Annotated in this window: 19 protein-coding genes; 5 read left to right on the plus strand and 14 right to left on the minus strand. The window is 68.7% G+C overall.

Translation table 11 applies throughout. The features are described from left to right. Positions 1-14: 14 nt before the first annotated feature. Complete coding sequence (lptM, locus tag IAI53_RS11470; protein WP_187718334.1) at positions 15-170, plus strand: LPS translocon maturation chaperone LptM; 156 nt, start codon at positions 15-17, stop codon at positions 168-170. Beyond that, positions 167-1429, plus strand: coding sequence for a diaminopimelate decarboxylase (gene lysA / locus IAI53_RS11475; RefSeq protein WP_187718335.1), 1263 nt, complete (start codon positions 167-169; stop codon positions 1427-1429). Before lptM ends, lysA begins: the two co-directional genes overlap by 4 nt. Before the next feature lie 40 nt (positions 1430-1469). Here lysA and IAI53_RS11480 read toward each other — a convergent pair whose 3' ends face one another. The 3 genes from IAI53_RS11480 to rfbB are packed head-to-tail and all read right to left on the minus strand — an operon-like array spanning position 1470 to position 3768. Next, positions 1470-1808, minus strand: a complete 339-nt coding sequence (locus tag IAI53_RS11480; RefSeq protein ID WP_187718336.1) for a hypothetical protein — start codon at positions 1806-1808, stop codon at positions 1470-1472. Next, a complete protein-coding gene (gene rfbD, locus IAI53_RS11485) occupies positions 1805-2701 on the minus strand; it encodes a dTDP-4-dehydrorhamnose reductase (RefSeq protein ID WP_187718337.1) in 897 nt (298 codons plus the stop codon). Before rfbD ends, IAI53_RS11480 begins: the two co-directional genes overlap by 4 nt. Continuing rightward, positions 2698-3768, minus strand: a complete 1071-nt coding sequence (rfbB, locus tag IAI53_RS11490) for a dTDP-glucose 4,6-dehydratase (RefSeq protein WP_187718338.1) — start codon at positions 3766-3768, stop codon at positions 2698-2700. Before rfbB ends, rfbD begins: the two co-directional genes overlap by 4 nt. Before the next feature lie 111 nt (positions 3769-3879). Here rfbB and dacB point away from each other — a divergent pair, with 111 nt between their 5' ends. Further along, positions 3880-5310 carry a D-alanyl-D-alanine carboxypeptidase/D-alanyl-D-alanine endopeptidase gene (dacB, locus tag IAI53_RS11495; RefSeq protein ID WP_187718339.1) on the plus strand — a complete coding sequence of 477 codons (1431 nt, stop codon included), beginning with the start codon at positions 3880-3882 and terminating at the stop codon, positions 5308-5310. Between the two features lie 45 nt (positions 5311-5355). Here the strand turns inward: dacB and ubiD are convergent, their stop codons facing one another. The 3 genes from ubiD to pyrF form a co-directional block, all read right to left on the minus strand. Continuing rightward, positions 5356-6846, minus strand: coding sequence for a 4-hydroxy-3-polyprenylbenzoate decarboxylase (gene ubiD / locus IAI53_RS11500; protein WP_187718340.1), 1491 nt, complete (start codon positions 6844-6846; stop codon positions 5356-5358). 63 nt (positions 6847-6909) lie between these two features. After that, complete coding sequence (locus IAI53_RS18750) at positions 6910-8370, minus strand: Ig domain-containing protein (protein WP_187718341.1); 1461 nt, start codon at positions 8368-8370, stop codon at positions 6910-6912. 125 nt (positions 8371-8495) lie between these two features. Then, a complete protein-coding gene (pyrF, locus tag IAI53_RS11510) occupies positions 8496-9320 on the minus strand; it encodes an orotidine-5'-phosphate decarboxylase (RefSeq protein WP_187718342.1) in 825 nt (274 codons plus the stop codon). Between the two features lie 245 nt (positions 9321-9565). On the opposite strand from pyrF, the gene IAI53_RS11515 reads away from it, so the two are divergent. Next, complete coding sequence (locus IAI53_RS11515; RefSeq protein WP_187718343.1) at positions 9566-10378, plus strand: hypothetical protein; 813 nt, start codon at positions 9566-9568, stop codon at positions 10376-10378. A gap of 125 nt (positions 10379-10503) precedes the next feature. On the opposite strand, the gene ubiA is transcribed toward IAI53_RS11515, so the two are convergent. The 8 genes from ubiA to IAI53_RS11555 all read right to left on the minus strand — a co-directional run bounded on the left by ubiA (position 10504) and on the right by IAI53_RS11555 (position 17487). Beyond that, complete coding sequence (ubiA, locus tag IAI53_RS11520; RefSeq protein ID WP_187718344.1) at positions 10504-11370, minus strand: 4-hydroxybenzoate octaprenyltransferase; 867 nt, start codon at positions 11368-11370, stop codon at positions 10504-10506. 5 nt (positions 11371-11375) lie between these two features. Beyond that, positions 11376-11933, minus strand: a complete 558-nt coding sequence (locus IAI53_RS11525) for a chorismate--pyruvate lyase family protein (RefSeq protein ID WP_187718345.1) — start codon at positions 11931-11933, stop codon at positions 11376-11378. Positions 11934-11983: 50 nt separating this feature from the next. Beyond that, positions 11984-14038 carry an ATP-dependent DNA helicase RecG gene (recG, locus tag IAI53_RS11530; protein ID WP_187718346.1) on the minus strand — a complete coding sequence of 685 codons (2055 nt, stop codon included), beginning with the start codon at positions 14036-14038 and terminating at the stop codon, positions 11984-11986. Between the two features lie 15 nt (positions 14039-14053). Next, positions 14054-14434 (minus strand): RidA family protein, encoded by a 381-nt coding sequence (locus IAI53_RS11535; RefSeq protein ID WP_187718347.1) that lies wholly within the window; start codon positions 14432-14434, stop codon positions 14054-14056. A 109-nt stretch (positions 14435-14543) separates the two neighbouring features. Further along, on the minus strand, positions 14544-14984 hold the full coding sequence (fliW, locus tag IAI53_RS11540; RefSeq protein ID WP_187718348.1) for a flagellar assembly protein FliW: 441 nt from the start codon (positions 14982-14984) through the stop codon (positions 14544-14546). A 73-nt stretch (positions 14985-15057) separates the two neighbouring features. Then, positions 15058-15621, minus strand: a complete 564-nt coding sequence (locus tag IAI53_RS11545) for an SPOR domain-containing protein (RefSeq protein WP_187718349.1) — start codon at positions 15619-15621, stop codon at positions 15058-15060. Beyond that, entirely contained in the window at positions 15618-16193 is a 576-nt protein-coding gene (locus tag IAI53_RS11550; RefSeq protein ID WP_187718350.1) for a DUF2802 domain-containing protein, read from the minus strand. Before IAI53_RS11550 ends, IAI53_RS11545 begins: the two co-directional genes overlap by 4 nt. Before the next feature lie 7 nt (positions 16194-16200). Continuing rightward, positions 16201-17487 carry an O-acetylhomoserine aminocarboxypropyltransferase/cysteine synthase family protein gene (locus IAI53_RS11555; protein WP_187718351.1) on the minus strand — a complete coding sequence of 429 codons (1287 nt, stop codon included), beginning with the start codon at positions 17485-17487 and terminating at the stop codon, positions 16201-16203. 89 nt (positions 17488-17576) lie between these two features. Between IAI53_RS11555 and IAI53_RS11560 the strand changes: the two genes are divergently transcribed. Further along, positions 17577-18350 carry a YdcF family protein gene (locus IAI53_RS11560; RefSeq protein ID WP_187718352.1) on the plus strand — a complete coding sequence of 258 codons (774 nt, stop codon included), beginning with the start codon at positions 17577-17579 and terminating at the stop codon, positions 18348-18350.

An 18350-nucleotide genomic window follows, 5' to 3' on the forward strand; every position in this document is an offset into this window, starting at 1 on the left:
ACGGCCTTACAGCCATGCGCAACACGACTCTTCTCGCAGCGCTCGCCAGCACGCTCATCCTCTCCGCCTGCGGCATCAAGGGCTCGCTCTACCTGCCCGAGCCACCGGCCGCGCCGGCTGCGGGCGCCGATCATAGCAAAGACGACCCCAAGCAGGCGCCGACCCAATGAAGCAAGAATTCCCCGTTCCCACCCTGTCGCGCGACGAGCGCGGACTGCGTCTGGAAGGCGTGGCGCTGGCTGACATTGCCGCCGCACACGGCACCCCGACCTATGTGTACTCGCTGGCTGCGCTGAGCGCTGCCTTCGAAGCCTATCGCGACGCGCTCGCCGGCCGTCCGGCGCTGGTGTGTTACGCGGTCAAGGCCAACTCCAACCTCGGCGTGCTGTCGGCCTTCGCCCGCCTGGGCGCAGGCTTCGACATCGTCTCCGGCGGCGAACTGGCGCGCGTGCTGGCAGCCGGCGGGAATGCGGCGCGGGTGGTGTTCTCCGGTGTAGGCAAGAGCGAGGCCGAAATGCGCCAGGCGCTGGATGCCGGCATCCGCTGCTTCAACGTCGAATCCGCCGCCGAACTGGACCGGCTGTCCGCGGTCGCGCAGCAGATGGGCAAGGTCGCGCCGATCGCCCTGCGCGTCAACCCGGACGTCGACCCCAAGACCCATCCCTACATCTCCACCGGCCTGCGCAGCAACAAGTTCGGCGTGGCCTTCGACGAAGCGCTCACGCTGTATCGCCGCGCCGCCGCCCTGCCAGGGCTGCGGGTGGCCGGCATCGGCTGCCACATCGGCTCGCAGCTGCTCGACGGCGCCCCGGTGGTGGAAGCCGCCGAGAAGGTACTCGGCCTGGTCGACCGCCTGGCGGCGGAAGGCATCGTGCTCGAGCACATCGATCTGGGCGGCGGCCTGGGCATCCGCTACCGCGACGAGAACCCGCCGGCGGTGGCCGAATACCTCGCCCCGCTGCTGTCGCTGCTCGAAGGCCGGCGCGAGGAACTGCTGCTCGAACCCGGGCGCTCGCTGGTCGGCAACGCCGGCCTGCTGCTGACCCGCATCGAGTACCTGAAGCCGGGCGTGGAAAAGAACTTCGCCGTGGTGGATGCGGCGATGAACGATCTCGCCCGTCCGGCGCTCTACGACGCCTGGCACGACGTGGTCGAGGTCGCGCCGCGCGCGGCGGCGTCGCGGCCTTATGAAATCGTCGGCCCGATCTGCGAGAGCGGCGACTTCCTCGCCCACGACCGCGAACTGGCGGTCGAACCCGGCGACCTGCTGGCCCTGCTGTCGGCCGGCGCCTACGGCATGGCGATGAGTTCCAACTACAACACCCGCCCGCGGGCCGCGGAGCTGATCGTCGATGGCGAGCGCGTCCATCTGGCGCGCGCGCGCGAGGCGGTCGAGCAGCTGTACGCCGGCGAACGCCCGCTGGACTGAGCCCGCCCCCCCTCCCCGGCCGAAAGGCCGGGGCCGTCGCTCAGGGCTCCCCTGCTCCGCGCTCCGCTTCCTCGATCAACGCACGGCCGAAGGCCTTCCATACCGGCCCGCCGTGAGTATGCACGCCGAACTCGGCGCTCTGCTTCATCGTCCTGAGCATCAGCTCGGCCAGCGCGAACAGTTCGGCGCGTGCACGCCGCTGGCGGTCCGGGCTGCGCAGTGCCTCCAGGTTGCACGCCGGATCGCAATCCAGCGCCTCGCGCGCCAGGGCCCGCACTGCCGCCGCGTCGTCCCAGTCTATCCCCAGCGCGATGCCGCGCCGGATGATCTCGCGCTCCAACTCCTGGGCGTCACGGTCGAAATGGCCAAAACCGCTCATCGCCCGCCCAACTCCTCCAGACAGCGCAGCAGTGCCTGCTCCCAGTGCGGCAGGCGCAGGCCGAAGCGCGCCGCCAGCGCCTGCTGGTCAAGGCGGGAATTCGATGGCCGGGCGGCCGGCGTCGGGTAATCGGCGCTACCGATAGGCACCACTTCCGCCACCTTCAGCACCCGGTCCGGCAGCACCCGGCGCGCGTGCGCGAAAATCGCCTCGGCAAAGCCGTGCCAGCTGGTCTCGCCGCCTCCGGCCATGTGGAACAGCCCGGAGCGGAAGTTGCCGGCGGCGCGCTCGCGGCAGGCCTGGGCGACGGCCTGGGCGCTGGCATCCGCGATGTTGCGCGCCCAGGTCGGCGCACCGAACTGATCGGCGACCACGCGCAGCACCTCGCGCTCGGCACCCAGGCGCAGCATGGTGAGCAGGAAGTTGGCCCCGCGCGCCGCATACACCCAGGTGGTGCGGAAGATCAGGTAGTCGCAGCCGGCGGCCGCCACCGCCTGCTCGCCGGCAAGCTTGCCGCGTCCGTAGGCGTTGAGCGGCGCGACCGGATCGTCCTCCAGGTAGGCGCCGGCTTTGCTGCCGTCGAATACGTAGTCGGTGGAGTAATGCACCAGCAGGGCGCCGGCGCGACGCGCTGCCACGGCCAGTTCGCCCACCGCCTCGGCATTGACGCGGTGCGCGAGCGTCTCCTCAGTTTCCGCCCGGTCGACTGCGGTGTAGGCCGCGGCATTGACGATCACCTGGGGCGCCAGCTCGGCGACCAGCGCGGCCAGCGTCTCGGGGCGAGCCAAGTCGCAGCGCTCCCGCCCGGGCGCGATCACCTCGCCCAAGGGCATCAGGCTGCGGGCCAGTTCCCAGCCGACCTGGCCGCGCGCGCCGGTGAGCAGGATCCTCATGCCTTTTCCCCGCGCGCCGCGTAGTTGGCAGCGATCCAGTCGCGGTAGGCGCCACTCTGCACATGGGCCACCCAGTCCTGGTTGCCCAGGTACCACTCGACGGTCTTGCGGATGCCGGTGGCGAAGGTTTCGGCCGGCCGCCAGCCCAGTTCGCGCTCGATCTTGCGCGCGTCGATGGCGTAGCGGCGGTCGTGCCCCGGCCGATCCTGCACGTAGGTGATCAGGCGCTCGTGCGGGCCGGCGGGGTCCGGACGCAATTCGTCGAGCAGCGCGCAGATGGTACGCACGATCTCGATGTTGGGCATCTCGTTCCAGCCGCCGACGTTGTAGGTCTCGCCCAGCCGGCCGCGCGCCAGCACCTCGCGGATCGCCGCGCAGTGGTCGCCCACGTACAGCCAGTCGCGCACGTTCATGCCGTCGCCGTAGATCGGCAGCGGCTTGGCCGCAAGGGCGTTGGCGATCACCAGCGGGATCAGCTTCTCGGGAAACTGGTACGGCCCGTAGTTGTTCGAGCAGTTGGTGGTGAGCACCGGCAGCCCATAGGTGTGGTGCCAGGCGCGCACCAGGTGGTCAGAAGCCGCCTTGCTGGCCGAGTACGGGCTGTTGGGTTCATAGGCCTTGGTTTCGGCAAACGGAGGATCCTGTGGCCCGAGCGAGCCGTACACCTCGTCGGTGGATACGTGCAGGAAGCGGAAGGCTGCCCGCGCGTCCGCATCCAGCGCTCCCCAGTAGGCGCGCGCCGCCTCCAGCAGGGTGAAGGTGCCCTCCACGTTGGTGCGCACGAAGGCGGCCGGACCATGGATGGAGCGGTCCACATGGCTTTCCGCGGCGAAATGCACGATGGCGCGCGGGCGGTGACTGGCGAGCAGGCGGTCCACCAGCGCGCGGTCGCAGATGTCGCCCTGAACGAACACATGGCGCGCATCGCCCTGCAGGCGGGCGAGGTTCTCCAGGTTGCCGGCGTAGGTCAGCGCATCGAGGTTGACCACCGGTTCGTCAGCAGTGGCGAGCCAGTCGAGCACGAAATTGGCACCGATGAAGCCGGCGCCGCCTGTCACGAGAATCATGTCGGAATCCGTCGAAGAAGGTTCTGCCGCGCGGGATGCGTAAAATAACTCCCGGTCGCCCGGCGGCGAATGCCGGGATTCTACTCCGCCCCGTCACGCTTGCCCTTCCACATGTCCCTTGCCCACCGTTTCCTGCTCATCTTCTGCCTGCTGCTGACAATGGCCACCGCGGCCGCCAACGCGGCCGGCCTGCCGCGCAACGTGCGCCAGGCGCTGGAAGGCGCGGGCGTGCCGCTGGAGGACACCGCCATCTGGGTGCAGGGCGTGGATGCACGGACTCCCGCGCTGACGCTGAATGCCGAACGGCCGATGAACCCCGCCTCGGTGATGAAGCTGGTGACCGCCTTCGCCGCGCTGGAGCGCCTCGGCCCGGCCTATACCTGGACCACCCGCGCGGGCACCGATGGCGCGCTACAGGGCGGCGTGCTGCAGGGGAATCTCTACCTGGTCGGCGGCGGCGACCCCATGCTCAGCTACGAACGGCTGTGGAAGATGCTGCGCCAGTTGCGCGCGCTGGGCATCGAGCGCATCGCCGGCGACATCGTGCTCGACGGCTCGGCGCTGACCTTGCCGCCGCACGACCCCGACGCCTTCGATGGGCGCGGCCTGCGCCCGTACAACGCCGGCCCGCACGGCCTGCTGCTGCATTACAACACCCTGCGCCTCACGCTGGTGCCGGGCGCAAGGCCCGGTGAACCGGTGACGCTGGCCGCCGATCCGCCGCTGGCCGGCCTCACGATCGACAACCGCATCCTCACCGCGGGCGGCGGCTGCGGGGTGTGGTACCACGCCCTGGAAGCCCGTCTGGCGAGCACGCCCGGCGGCACCCGCCTGGAGCTGGACGGGCGCCTGCCGGCCAGCTGCGGACGGCGCGACTGGAGCGCCGCCCCCCTTGCGGCGGAGACCTACGGTGTGGCGCTGGTGGCCGCGCTGTGGTCCGAGGTCGGCGGACGGCTGGGCGGCCGGGTGCGGACAGGTCTGGCGCCAGCGCAGATGGACACCCTGCTGGCCGAGGATTCGGACCCGCTCGGCGACGTGGTACGCAACATGAACAAGTGGTCGAGCAACGTCATCGCCCGCCAGCTGTTGGCCACGCTTGGCGCCTCGGCCACCGGCGCACCCGACATGGTGAGCGGCGGTGCACTGGTCGCACGCGCGCAGCTGGCTGCGGCCGGCATCGCCACCGACGGCCTGATAGTCGAGAACGGCTCAGGCCTGTCGCGCATCGAACGCATCCGCGCGGACGCGCTCGGCCAGTTGCTGCTCGCCGCCTGGCAGCGCCCGTGGATGCCGGAGTTCGTCGCTGCGCTGCCGATGGCGGGGGTGGACGGCACCGCACGCAAGCGTCTCAACGGCAGCCCGGCCAGCGGCCACGCCCACATCAAGACCGGCACGCTCAACGGCGTGCGCGCGATGGCAGGCTATGTGCTCGACCGCCACGGCCGCCGCCACGCGGTGGTGATGATGGTCAACCACCCCCAGGCGCCGGCCAGCCAGGCGGCGCAGGATGCGCTGCTCGAATGGGTGTGGGAGGGGCACTGAGCCGTCGCCCGGCGCGAACCTACCGGATCGCGGCCGAGGCCGCGCCTACAGGCCCAACTCGTCCCACATTGCGTCGACCTTCGCCTTTACCGCGGCGTCCATGACGATGGGCGTACCCCACTCGCGGCTGGTCTCGCCCGGCCACTTGTTGGTGGCGTCCAGACCCATCTTGGAGCCCAGGCCGGCCACCGGGCTGGCAAAGTCGAGGTAGTCGATCGGCGTGTTGTCCACCAGCGTGGTGTCGCGGGTGGCGTCGACCCGGGTGGTCATCGCCCAGATCACTTCCTTCCACTCGCGGATGTCCACGTCGTCGTCCACCACGATGATGAACTTGGTGTACATGAACTGGCGCAGGAAGCTCCAGATGCCGAACATCACCCGCTTGGCATGCCCCGGGTACTGCTTCTTGATGCTGACCACCGCCAGGCGGTAGGAGCAGCCTTCCGGCGGCAGGTAGAAGTCGACGATCTCCGGAAACTGCTTCTGCAGCAGCGGCACGAAGACCTCGTTGAGCGCCACGCCCAGCATGGCCGGCTCGTCGGGCGGCTTGCCGGTATAGGTGGAGTGGTAGATCGGCTGGCGGCGCATGGTGATGCGCTCGACGGTGAACACCGGAAAGTCGGAGACCTCGTTGTAGTAGCCGGTGTGGTCGCCGTAAGGGCCTTCCGGCGCCATGTCGTCCGGGTGGATCACGCCTTCCAGCACGATCTCGGCGGAGGCCGGCACCTGCAGGTCGGAGCCGAGGCATTTGACCAGCTCGGTCTTGGCACCGCGCAGCAGACCGGCAAACTGGTATTCGGAGATGGTGTCCGGCACCGGCGTCACCGCCCCCAGGATGGTGGCCGGGTCGCAGCCCAGCACCACCGCCACCGGGAAGGGTTCGCCGGGGTGAGCCTGCTGGTGCTCGCGGAAATCGAGCGCACCGCCGCGATGCGCCAGCCAGCGCATGATCACCCGGTTCGGCCCCAGCACCTGCTGGCGGTAGATGCCCAGGTTCTGGCGCTTCTTGTGCGGCCCGCGGGTCACCACCAGGCCCCAGGTGATCAGCGGCGCGGCGTCGCCCGGCCAGCAGTGCTGGATGGGCAGCTTGCCCAGGTCGACTTCGTCGCCCTCCCACACCACTTCCTGACAGGGCGCGGAACGTACCTCCTTGGGCGCCATGTTGAGCACCTGCTTCAACACCGGCCACTTCTCCCAAGCGTCCTTCAGGCCCTTGGGCGGCTCGGGCTCCTTGAGGAAGGACAGCAGCTTGCCGACCTCGCGCAGCGGGGTGCTCCAGTCGCCATCACTCACGTCCTCGCCCATGCCCATCGCCACCCGCTGTGGGGTGCCGAACAAATTGGCCAGCACCGGGATGGCCTGGGGCACGCCGCGGGTCACCGGCTGCTCGAACAACAAGGCCGGCCCGCCGGCGCGCAACACGCGGTCGGCGATCTCGGTCATCTCCAGGTGGGTGTCCACCGGCACCTTGATGCGCTTGAGCTCGCCGCGCGCCTCGAGCTGGGCGATGAAGTCGCGAAGGTCGGAATATTTCATGGCTCTAGAAGACAAACAGGCCCGCCGAAACCGGCGGGCCTGTCACATGGCTAACGCATGCGATCAGTTGATGACGATATTCACGATCCTAGAGGCCGTTCCGCCGCCGCTCACCGTAAAGGCAACCGGATAGGTGCCTGCCAAGGTCGGCGTTCCGGTGATCACACCAGCCGCACTGATCGCCAGCCCCGGAGGCAGGTTGGCCGCCGACCAGGAATACGTGCCGGAGCCGCCCGTCGCAACGAGTATCGCAGCGTAAGGATCGCCCACCGTACCGTTCGGCAAGGAGCTGGTTGCAATCTGCAGTGCGGCAGGCTCGGGATCTGGCGCGGCACCAATCGAGATCGTGTAGACAGCCTCTGCGGTCTGCTGCAACGTTGCCGAGTCCCGGACCCGCAGCGCGAAGCTGAAGGGGCCATCGACGGAAGGCGTTCCATAGATCACGCCGTCGGACGACAGGCTCAGACCGGCAGGCAGGCTGGTGCCGGGAACCAGAGACCAGACGTAAGGCGGCACCCCGCCAGAGGCCTGAACAATGGCGGCGTAGGACTTGCCTTCGGTAGCCGCGGGCAAAGCCCCAGCCCCCTGAATCGCCAACGCCTCCATCCCGACAGCAGCAACCACCGGCACGGAAACGATGTTCGACACTACCTGGCTGACACCATTGTCAACATCATTGTCAGCGCGATCGGACAACACCTCGACCAGCACAGAACCGGTAGTGGCGCCGCTCACCAGAGTGAAAGACGCCTGACCGCTGACAGAGCGCGCTTTCACCCAAGTATTGTCGGCGCCGGTGCCGCGCAGCTTGGCGTCATCGTCGGCCGTACCAACGGTCGGCACGATGCGTGCGTACAGGTTGTTAACGCCCGAAGCAGGATTCGGAACAATGGCGCCGGCATCGTCAAGGATCTGCGCCTGCAGCAGAATCTGGGTCGTCTGGCCGATACCCTGCACGAAGACATACTCCGGCGCAGCCGCATTCACAACCACCTGCGACGGTTTGCCGGTCGAGAGTCCGACCGCGATGTTGATCGTTGTGTCCCTCTGGGTACCGTTGTCATCCACCGCGCAGCGCACGGTAGCGGTTCCCGGCGTGTTGGTTGCATGCAGGTGGAAGCTCGCTGCACCTGCATTGGCGCCAAGCACCAGCGAACGGGAGGCTATCGGGTTGCCGTCGTCATCCTCCTCGTCGGTACCATCGAGCTTGTACAGCACAGCCGAATCCAGACCGCCGACCACATTGCAGGCGAAGACGTCATCGCCCCCCGGAATGGGATCGCCGGAATTCGCGCGTTTGGCCGAGACGTACATCGTTGTCGTATAGGGCGAATTCACACCGATGCCGGGCTGAACACCCATGATATTGGTCGGCAGTTCGGTCTTCGCCGCTGTCAGAGTGACCACATATGCACCCGGACCGCCGCTGCTGCTGCCGCCACCACCGCCACCACACGCAACCAGCGCACCTGCCACACCGGCCAGCGCAAGCCCCTTGACAACCCGTATGCTCGAAAAATGCACAATGAACTCCCTGAAAATTTCACTACTGGAGAGTGATCACACCCACCGGGATAGACGCGGACCAAATTCAACCGCATATCCTGCGCCATTGCAACTCGAATGCAACAGTCGGGATCCTCAGCAAGCTAGCGGCATGCGTTGATGGCGTCGCGCGTGTCCTGCGCCACGCGGCGCGCGGCGGCGGCGAAGTCCTCGCCCTCATTTACGTCGACTCCGGCGTAGAGGATGGCGCGCGAGGAGTTGATCATCAGCCCGCAGCCATCCATGGTGCGCCCGGCCTGCACGGTGGCGGCGATGTCGCCGCCCTGCGCGCCGATCCCCGGCACCAGCAGCGGCAGCTCGCCGGTGAGCTCGCGCACCCGCGCGATCTCGGCCGGGAAGGTGGCGCCGACCACCAGGCCGCAGTTGCCGCTGGCGTTCCACTCCTCGGCCACCAGGCGGGCGACGCGCTCGAACAGTTTCTCGCCACCGACGTCGAGAAACTGCAGGTCCGAGCCGCCCGGGTTGGAGGTGCGGCACAGCAGGATCACGCCCTTGTCGCCATAGGCGAGGTAGGGCTCGACCGAGTCGCGCCCCATGTAGGGATTGACCGTGATGGCATCGGCCTTGAAGCGCTCGAAGGCCTCCACCGCGTATTGCTCGGCGGTGCTGCCGATGTCGCCGCGCTTGGCGTCGAGGATCACCGGCACCGCCGGGTGATGCGTGTGGATGTGTTCGATCAGCGCCTCGAGCTGGTCCTCGGCGCGGTGTGCGGCGAAATAGGCGATCTGCGGCTTGAAGGCACAGGCCAGATCCGCAGTGGCGTCGACGATGTCGCGGCAGAACTCGAAGATGGCCTGCGGGCGGCCGGCGAGGTGGGCCGGGAATTTGGCCGGATCGGGATCGAGGCCCACGCACAGCAGGCTGTTGCGCTGCTGCCAGGCGGCCTTCAGGGCGGTCATGAAGTGCATGCGGGGGAGTTCCTTGTTGGTCCGGGGCGAATGATAGCCCGATCACTCGCCTGGGAGGCATCGAAAGGAGTGGGGGCAGCGCCAAGCAGGCGGCCCGCTGCTGAAACAATCGCTTCGAGCGGTCGATGACGGCCAGCCAGCCTCATCCACGCCAGCTTCCACGGCGAAAGACCCTAGATTATAATGACATATCACATACGATTTTCTGAAATCGAACCTCATATTCCACTGATGCGGAGAAACGCATGCCGAAAAATCTACTGTCCGTTCTATTGTTTGCCCCAATGCTCTCCTTCGCCCAAGGCTACCTTGAGAATCCCGTGGCGAACTCTACGGAATCCGGAATCGGGGTAATCTCTGGCTGGCACTGCACGGCCAAGGAGATAACGGTATTTATCGACGGTGTTTCCCAGGGAAAATCCGGGGTCGGTAGCCTGAGAAGCGACACAGGGTCGATATGCGGTCACACGAGTACAGGGTTCTCGCTGCTGTACAACTACAGCAAGCCGAACGAAGGTGTGCACGAAATTGCGGTTTATGCCGACGGGGCCCTTCTGGAAAAGCGTCTGTTCAACACAGTCAGGTCGGGGGGCGTACCTTTTCTCAGAGACCAGCAGAAAACTGTTGTCGTACCTGACTTTCCAAATGGCGACTCATCTACGATTCTTGAATGGAGCCAGGCAAAACAGACGTTCGTCGTCGTTGGCTCTGCCGACATTACCACGCTTGATGGAGAGTACTCCCTGCAAAGAGCAACCATTCAGATGCAGGACGGAACCTTGCTTGATACGGAAGGGCGCGACGGCTTCTATGCCTCAGGAACAATGTACGTCAATGGAGCCAGCTATCGACAAACAATGTCGGTTCGCGTGTACGGCCAGACAGCCAGCGACACCGTTAATGGGTATCTTTCGGATCGCGGCCATTATTTATATGACGACCGTAACGGCAACAAGGTCGTCGTCGTAGACAGGGGGGCACGCCTGATCATGTCGCTTCTCTCATGGAGCCCCGTGCTTGGGTATTTCAATGAAATAGACTACTGGGTGAAAAGATAGTAATCATTACTGCCGCGGTTTGCGCAGTATCCATTCCTTATGGCCCGCATATCCACAGGCGCGCGCGGGGGCGACAGAGAACTCACCGGTGGAGCGGAGTCGTGCAGAGACTTGAGCCGTTCCGCTCAACCGAATAACAGGTAATCCGCCACCAGGCCTACAAAGATCGCCGCACCGACCCAGTTGTTGTGCAGGAAGGCCTTGAAGCACGGGGCGCGCTCGCGTCCGCGGATCAGCGTGTAATGGTAGAGCGCGATCCCGCCGGCCACCGCCAGGCCGGCGAAGAAGACCGGCCCGCGCCCCGCAGCCGTACCGGACACGGCGAGCAGCGCGAAGGCTGCCGCGTAGCACAGCATGACTGCCGCCACGTCGAAGCGGCCGAAGGTGATCGCCGAGGTGCGGATACCGATCTTGAGGTCGTCCGGGCGGTCGACCATGGCGTACTCGGTGTCGTAGGCCACCGCCCAGAACACATTGGCGGCGAGCATCAGCCAGGCGATGGCCGGCACTTCGCCGCGCACCGCGGCAAAGGCCATCGGGATGCCGAAGCCGAAGGCGACGCCGAGGTAAGCCTGGGGAATGGCGAGGAAGCGCTTGGTGAACGGGTAGCTGCCGGCCAGGAACAGGGCGGGCACCGACAGCCACAGCACCAGCGCGGGCAGCGGCAGGATCAGCACGAAGGCCGCCAGCGACAGCCCGGCCGCCAGCCACAGCGCCTCGCGCGTACCCACCGCGCCAGTGGCCAGCGGCCGCGTCCGGGTACGCTCGACATGGCCGTCGAAATCGCGGTCAGCGTAGTCGTTGATCACGCAGCCGGCCGAGCGCATCAGCACGGTGCCGAGCACGAAGATGGCCAGCACATGCAGCGGCGGAAAGCCCTCGGCGGCCACCCACAGCCCCCACAGCGTGGGCCACAGCAGCAGCAGGATGCCGATCGGCTTGTCCAGGCGCATCAGGCGCCAGTAGAGGGGAAAGCGTTCGGTGAGCGTCATGGTGTTCAGGCGGGCAGATCGAGGATCGCCGGCGCAAAGGCTTCGCTGACCAGCAAGGCGCGTCCGTTGAGCAGGAAGACCGAACGGCGTGCCCACACGCGGGACGGCAGGCCTTGCCCGGCCAGGGCGGCGGCGATGCGATGATAGCGCGCATCGCGCCGGTCCAGGCCGATGCAGGCCAGCGGCTGGCGTTCGATGCGCGGATCGGCGAACAGCGCCGCACCCAGCGGGCGCGCGCCGATGCCGTGGAACAGGTTCCAGGCGCCGCGCAGGTTGTGGCGGGGCAGCACCGACCTTGCGAACACCACCGCCCGGCCGTCGGCCACCAGCAACACCTCGCGCACCCAGGCCAGTTCGCCGGCACGCAGGCCGAGCAGCCAGGCCTCGTCCCGATTCGGCCGCTTCAGCCTTTGCGAGATCACCCGCACGCGGAAGTCCGTACAGCGCGCACGGATGCGTGCGGTGAGCGAGCCGGGGTCGGTCAGCCAGGGGCGCAGCGCGGCGGGAACGGTGGCGCGCGGCGGATGGCGCAGCCAGGTTTCGCGTTGGAGTCGGGTGTACATGAATGGGTCGTTCGGGCGGCGGGCGCATGATACCAGCGCCGCTGCGTCCCTCAGGCGCGCAGCAGGCCCTCGCGGCCGCCGAGCCAGCGTGCCATCAGCGCGGCGGCGGCCGGTGGATCCTCGCGCAGCAGGGTTTCGGCCGCATCCCGCGCGGCCTCCAGCAGATCGGCGTCGCTCTCCAGGTCCGCGTAGCGCAACAAGGGCAGGCCGCTCTGGCGCGCGCCGACGAACTCGCCCGGACCGCGGATGTGCAGGTCCTCGCGGGCGATGGCGAAGCCGTCGCTGTTCTCGAAGATCACCTTCAGCCGGGCGCGGCCGGTCTGCGACAGCGGCTGGGCGTAGAGCAGGATGCACACCGACTCCGCGGTGCCGCGCCCCACCCGGCCGCGCAGCTGATGCAGCTGGGCGAGACCGAAGCGTTCGGCGTGTTCGATCACCATCAGGCTGGCGTTGGGCACGTCCACGCCGACCTCGATCACCGTGGTGGCGACCAGCAGGTGCAGCTCGCCGGCGGCGAAGGCCGCCATGGTGGCGGATTTCTCCGCCGGCTTGAGGCGCCCGTGCACCAGGCCGATACGCAGCTCCGGCAGGGCCTCGCACAAGGTGGCGTAGGTGTCCTGCGCGGTCTGCAGCTGCAGCGCCTCGGATTCCTCGATCAGCGGGCACACCCAGTAGGCCTGGCGGCCGGCCAGGCAGCCGTCGCGCACCCGGGCGACGACCTCCTCGCGGCGCGCATCCGACACCAGCTTGGTGAGCACCGGGCTGCGCCCGGGCGGCAGTTCGTCGAGCACCGAGACGTCGAGATCGGCGTAATGGCTCATCGCCAGCGTGCGCGGGATCGGCGTGGCGGACATCATCAGCAGGTGGGGGCTCATCGCCCCCGCCCCACCTTTCTCACGCAACGCGAGACGCTGGCGCACGCCGAAGCGGTGCTGCTCGTCCACCACCGCCAGCCCCAGTTGCGGCAGGGCGACCGGGTCCTCGATCAAGGCGTGGGTGCCGACCGCCAGCCGCAGCTCGCCGCTTGCCAGGCGGGCAAGCTCGGCTTCGCGCGCGCGCTTGCCGCGGCTGCCGGAGAGCCAGGTGACTTCCAGCCCGAGCGGCGCCAGCCAGGCGGACATCTTCTGCCAGTGCTGCTCGGCGAGGATCTCGGTGGGCGCCATCAGCGCCGCCTGCCAGCCGGCATCGACCGCCTGCAACATGGCGAGCGCGGCGACGATGGTCTTGCCGCTGCCCACGTCACCCATCAGCAGGCGCTGCATCGGGTGCGGCACGGCGAGGTCGGCGCCGATCTCGGCCACCGCACGGCGCTGCGCGCCGGTGAGCGCGAAAGGCAGGCCATCGACCAGCGCCTGCGCCAGCCGGCCGCCGCCGGCCAGCCGCGGGGCCGACTTGGCGCGACGCGCCAGATAGGCGCGGCGCAGGGAGATCTGCTGGGCGAGCAGTTCCTCGAACTTGATCCGTCGCCAGGCCGGGTGCTGGCGGTCTTCCAGCACGCTGGCCGGAACCTCCGGCGGCGGGTGGTGCAGCAGGCGCAGCGCGTCGGCGAAGGCGGGCAGGTCGAAGCGGCGGCGCAGGGCCTCGGGCAGCCCGTCGTCGAGCGGCTCGCTGGCAAGCGCGCGATCGATGAGCTTGCGCAAGGTCGCCTGGCCGACCCCGGCGGTGGTCGGATAGACCGGGGTGAGCGCCTCGGGCAGGCCTTCGCCCTCGGCCACCGGGTGCACCCGCGGGTGCACCATCTCGTCGCCGAAGAAGCCGCCGCGCACCTCGCCGAACAGGCGCACCCGGCGGCCGACCGCGAGCTGCTTCTGCTGCGAGGGGTAGAAGTGCAGCCAGCGCGCCACCAGCGTGCCGGAGGCGTCGCGCACCCGCGCCACCAGCTGACGGCGCGGGCGCAGACTGACCTCGCAGCTCGTCACCTCGCCCTCGATCTGCGCCGGGAAACCCGCGCGCGCGGCGGCGATCGGCGTCAGCCGGGTCTCGTCCTCGTAGCGCAGCGGCAGGTGCAGCAGCAGGTCGCGCGGACCGCGCAGGTCGAGCTTGGCCAGCCGGCCGGCGAGCGCCGCATTGACGCCCGGCCAGCCGCTGGCCGCTTCACGCGCCATGCCCTGGGGACGGTCTCAGCCGAGCACCAGCACGGCGTCGGCTTCGACCAGCGCGCCGCGCGGCAACTCCTTGACGCCCACCGCGGCACGCGCCGGATAGGGCTCGCTGAAGTAGCGCGCCATGATCTCGTTGACCTTGGCGAAGTTGGACAGGTCGGTGAGGTAGATGTTGAGCTTGACCGCGTCGGCCAGCGAGCCGCCGGCGGCCTCGGCCACCGCCTTGAGGTTGTCGAACACGCGCACGGTCTGGGCTTCGAAGCCTTCGACCATCTGCATGCTGGCCGGGTCCAGGCCGATCTGGCCGGACACGTACACGGTGTCGCCGGCGCGCACGGCCTGCGAGTAGGTGCCGATGGCGGCGGGCGCGTTGGGGGTGGAGATGATCGTGCGGGTCATGTCGGTTCTCTGCGAGGAAATCGAGTAGGAATTCTAAGCCAGGGCGAAAATGAAATCGCCCGCGCGCGGCGGGCGACTCTCGACGGAACGCCTGTGCTGCGCCGCCGCTTCAGTCCTTGGCGCGCATGGTGATGTCGCACTCCATCTTGTTGATCACCTTCTGCAGGCCGCGGCGGGCCTCGACGTTGATCACCAGCGGAGCCATGAAGTTGGCGCGCAGGCCGGCGCTGGCCGGCGAACCCTCGCCCGCCTCGTCCTTGCGCACGATCACCGCGACCAGCGCCTGCTCGGGACTGTTCAGGCCGAGCGCCGCCTGTTCATCGTCGGTGAGCTTGAATTCGTAGTGGATGCCGAAGGAGGCCGGGTCGGCCAGCGCAAACACGACTTCAGGGTCGTCGACGCTCTGCAGCAGTTCGACCGCGTCGGCACCTTCCTCGTGCACCAGCGCGAAACGCTTGCAGTCCTCGAAGCCGGGCAGGCCGGCGGGAAACTCGATCAACTTGTCCTCGGCGACCTCGAAGGTGCCGAACTGCGCGCTCTCGATCTTCATCCTTCGCTCCTCCCATGCGTTCTGGATTGATGGCGAACTATAACAGTTCCGCCCCGCTGCGCACCGCCGCTCCTCAGGGCGTGCGCGGCGGTACGACGATGCCGCCACCCTGCCCGGCGCGCTTGAGCGCGGCCTGCGCGGCCTCTGCCGCCGCGCGGTCCGGGAAGGGGCCCAGCACCACCCGGCTCTCGACGCGGGCCGGGAAACCCTGGCGGGCCAGTTCCTCGCGCAGGCGCTCCGCGTTGTCCTGCGCGCCAAACACCCCCAGTTGCAGCACCGGACCGGCCGGCTTGCTCACCAGCACGACAGGCTCCGGCACCGCCGGCTTGTCGGCGGACGCCGCGTCCGCCGGCAGCTGCGGCTGTGCCGCGCCGGCCTGAACGGTCGCCACCGCGTCCTGCGGCAGATCCTGCACCGGGCTTGCCGGCGGCGGGCTGGGGAGCGGTGCTGCGGCCGGGGTGGGCGCCGCGATCGGCGTGCCTTGCACTGCTGCGGGTCGCTCCGCCGGCACCAGCCACAATCCCGCGGCGATCAGCAGGGCCACGCCCGCGGCGATCGACGCGCGGCGCAGCGGCCGGCGCACCCCGGCCTGCGCGGGGTCCTTCACGGTGCCGAAGGCGGCAGGACGTCGTTTCATGCGGGGTCTTCCTGTTCCGTGTCGCCGCGGCGGGTCATCGAGCGCACCAGTTCGGCCTCGGCCACCGAGATGCCGCAGCGTTCGGCGATCGCGTCGGCTTCCAGCCCGCGGCGGGCGAACACCAGCGCCTCGTTGTACTCGGGCGACACGCCCTGCCCGGCCAGATTGGCCTCGAACTGTTCGCGCAGGGCGGTCAGGGCGTCGTTGAGGTCGGCGATCTCGCGCTGCTGCACCGCGTGCTGGGCCTGCAGGCGGGCGATGTCGCGGCGCAGTTGCTGCAGTTCGAGTTCCTGCTGGAAGCGCTCTTGCTCGCCCTCGGACGCCGCGACGGCGGCGGCGGCGACCGGGGCGTCGGGGCGCGGTACGGGTGCGTAGTTGAAGGCGGATTCGTCCACTTCGTCGCCGTCGTCGAGCTCGTCACCATCGTCGGCCTCGGCGTCTTCATCGGTCGCCACGACCGCCGGCGTCGGCGGCCGAGCCTCTCGGCGGCGGTTGCGCAGGGCGTGCAGCAGCTGCCACAACGCGTAGGCCAGCAGGACGGCAACGAGCAGCAGGAGCAGTACGCGGACCATGTTCCCCTCAGCCCGCGGCCTTGGCCAGCGCCTGGTCGAGATCCCAGAAGATGTCCTCCAGGCTCTCGATGCCGATGGACAGGCGCACCATGTCGGGCGGCACGCCGGCGGCGCGCTGCTCGTCCTCGGAAAGCTGGCGATGGGTGGTCGAGGCCGGATGGATCACCAGGCTGCGCGCATCGCCGATGTTGGCCAGGTGGCTGAACATCTGCAGCGCGGCGATGAAGCGCTCGCCCGCCGGCTGGCCGCCGCGGATGCCGAAGGAGAGCACCGCGCCGGCCCCCTTGGGCAGATAGCGGCGCGCCAGCGCGTAGTCCGGGCTGGCCTGCAGGCCGGGGTAGTTCACCCAGGCCACTCCGGGATGCTCGGCGAGGAACTCGGCCACCGCCCGCGCATTGGCCACGTGGCGGTCCATGCGCACATGCAGGGTCTCCAGGCCCTGCAGCAGCATGAAGGCGTTGAAGGGCGACAGTGCCTGGCCGAAGGTGCGCAGGGTTTCCATGCGCGCCTTCATGCTGAAGCCGAAGTTGCCGAAGGTCTCGAAAAAGCGCACGCCGTGGTAGCCGTCGGACGGTTCGGTCATCTGCGGGAAGCGCCCGTTGTCCCACGGGAAGGTACCGGATTCGATCATCACCCCGCCCATGGTGGTGCCGTGCCCGCCGATGAACTTGGTGGCCGAATGCACCACGATGTCCGCGCCATGCTCGATCGGCCGGCACAGGTAGGGCGAGGCCAGGGTGTTGTCGATCACCAACGGCACGCCGGCCTCGCGGCACACTGAGGCCACGCCGGCGATGTCGAACACGTTGAGGCTGGGGTTGCCGATGGTCTCGCCATAGACCGCCTTGGTGCGCTCGCTGATCGCGGCGCGGAAGTTGGCCGGGTCCGAGGGGTCGACGAAGCGGGTGTTGATGCCCAGGCGGCGCAGGCTGACATCGAGTTGCGAATAGCTGCCGCCGTACAGCGTACGCGCGGCGACGATCTCGTCGCCGGCCTGGCACAGGGTCAGCAGGGCGGTCATCTGCGCGGCCAGCCCGGACGAGGTGGCGAGCGCCGCGCGCCCGCCTTCGAGGGCGGCCATGCGCTCCTCGAACACCGCCACGGTCGGGTTGGAGATGCGCGAATAGACGTTGCCGAAGGTCTGCAGGTTGAACAGCGCCGCGGCGTGCTCCGGCGAATCGAAGACGAAGGAGGTGGTCTGGTGGATCGGCACGGCGCGCGCGCCGGTGACCGGATCGGGTTGCTGCCCGGCGTGCAGGCAGAGGGATTCGAGGCCGTAGCGATGGTCTGGCATGAGCTCCGTCCGGCAGCGCGCGCTCAGGTGCGGGCCGCAACATTGAATTGCTGGGATAATACTGGCGCCCTCCGGTGAGGACAACGAAGATGGACCTCGACCTTGCGCTCGTGCTGTTCTGGAGCAAGAAACTGCTGGCCGCGGCCATCCTGCCGCCGCTGGGCCCGCTGCTGCTGATCGCCCTCGGGCTGCTCCTGCTGCGGCACCGGCCGCGCGCCGGACGGGCACTGGCCTGGAGCGGGCTGGCGATCGCGCTGTTGCTGATCACGCCGGCGAGCGTGGGATGGCTGGCCCGCGGGCTGGAAGACAGCCCGCCAGTGAGCGCCGCGGCGCTCGGTGACGTTCAGGCCATCGTGGTGCTCGGTGCCGGCAAGCGCGAGCATGCGCCGGAGTTCGGCGGCGAAACGCTGAACCGCCTGGCGCTGGAGCGGGTGCGCTATGCGGCGCTGCTTGCGCGCCGCACCGGCCTGCCGTTGCTGGTTACCGGCGGTGCGCCCACCGGCGCAGTGCCCGAGGCGTCGCTGATGGCCGAGGCGCTCGAACGCGAATACGGCGTGACCGTGCGGTGGACCGAAGGCGCTTCGCGCGACACGCGCGAGAACGCGCGCTTCTCCGCAGCGCTGCTGCAGGCGTCCGGCGTACGGCGCATCGCACTGGTCACCCACGCTGCCCACATGCCGCGCAGCCGCGCGGAGTTCGAGGCCGCCGGCCTGGCGGTGATCCCCGCGCCGACCGCCTGGCTGAGCGGGCCGGATACCGGCCTGGAGGCACTGGACTTCCTGCCGAGCGCCAATGCGGCCTACGCGGGCTGGTTCGCCACCCACGAGTGGCTGGGGCGACTGGCCTACCGGCTCAGCCGCTGA

This window comes from Thauera sedimentorum, from assembly GCF_014489115.1.
GTDB classification, from domain to species: Bacteria; Pseudomonadota; Gammaproteobacteria; order Burkholderiales; family Rhodocyclaceae; genus Pseudothauera; species Pseudothauera sedimentorum.

Bases quoted from the DNA above. Each gene is read 5' to 3' on its own strand.
- lptM (WP_187718334.1), top strand. From the start codon at position 15: ATGCGCAACACGACTCTTCTCGCAGCGCTCGCCAGCACGCTCATCCTC.
- lysA (WP_187718335.1), top strand. From the start codon at position 167: ATGAAGCAAGAATTCCCCGTTCCCACCCTGTCGCGCGACGAGCGCGGA.
- IAI53_RS11480 (WP_187718336.1), bottom strand. From the start codon at position 1,808: ATGAGCGGTTTTGGCCATTTCGACCGTGACGCCCAGGAGTTGGAGCGC.
- rfbD (WP_187718337.1), bottom strand. From the start codon at position 2,701: ATGAGGATCCTGCTCACCGGCGCGCGCGGCCAGGTCGGCTGGGAACTG.
- rfbB (WP_187718338.1), bottom strand. From the start codon at position 3,768: ATGATTCTCGTGACAGGCGGCGCCGGCTTCATCGGTGCCAATTTCGTG.
- dacB (WP_187718339.1), top strand. From the start codon at position 3,880: ATGTCCCTTGCCCACCGTTTCCTGCTCATCTTCTGCCTGCTGCTGACA.
- ubiD (WP_187718340.1), bottom strand. From the start codon at position 6,846: ATGAAATATTCCGACCTTCGCGACTTCATCGCCCAGCTCGAGGCGCGC.
- pyrF (WP_187718342.1), bottom strand. From the start codon at position 9,320: ATGCACTTCATGACCGCCCTGAAGGCCGCCTGGCAGCAGCGCAACAGC.
- IAI53_RS11515 (WP_187718343.1), top strand. From the start codon at position 9,566: ATGCCGAAAAATCTACTGTCCGTTCTATTGTTTGCCCCAATGCTCTCC.
- ubiA (WP_187718344.1), bottom strand. From the start codon at position 11,370: ATGACGCTCACCGAACGCTTTCCCCTCTACTGGCGCCTGATGCGCCTG.
- IAI53_RS11525 (WP_187718345.1), bottom strand. From the start codon at position 11,933: ATGTACACCCGACTCCAACGCGAAACCTGGCTGCGCCATCCGCCGCGC.
- recG (WP_187718346.1), bottom strand. From the start codon at position 14,038: ATGGCGCGTGAAGCGGCCAGCGGCTGGCCGGGCGTCAATGCGGCGCTC.
- IAI53_RS11535 (WP_187718347.1), bottom strand. From the start codon at position 14,434: ATGACCCGCACGATCATCTCCACCCCCAACGCGCCCGCCGCCATCGGC.
- fliW (WP_187718348.1), bottom strand. From the start codon at position 14,984: ATGAAGATCGAGAGCGCGCAGTTCGGCACCTTCGAGGTCGCCGAGGAC.
- IAI53_RS11545 (WP_187718349.1), bottom strand. From the start codon at position 15,621: ATGAAACGACGTCCTGCCGCCTTCGGCACCGTGAAGGACCCCGCGCAG.
- IAI53_RS11550 (WP_187718350.1), bottom strand. From the start codon at position 16,193: ATGGTCCGCGTACTGCTCCTGCTGCTCGTTGCCGTCCTGCTGGCCTAC.
- IAI53_RS11555 (WP_187718351.1), bottom strand. From the start codon at position 17,487: ATGCCAGACCATCGCTACGGCCTCGAATCCCTCTGCCTGCACGCCGGG.
- IAI53_RS11560 (WP_187718352.1), top strand. From the start codon at position 17,577: ATGGACCTCGACCTTGCGCTCGTGCTGTTCTGGAGCAAGAAACTGCTG.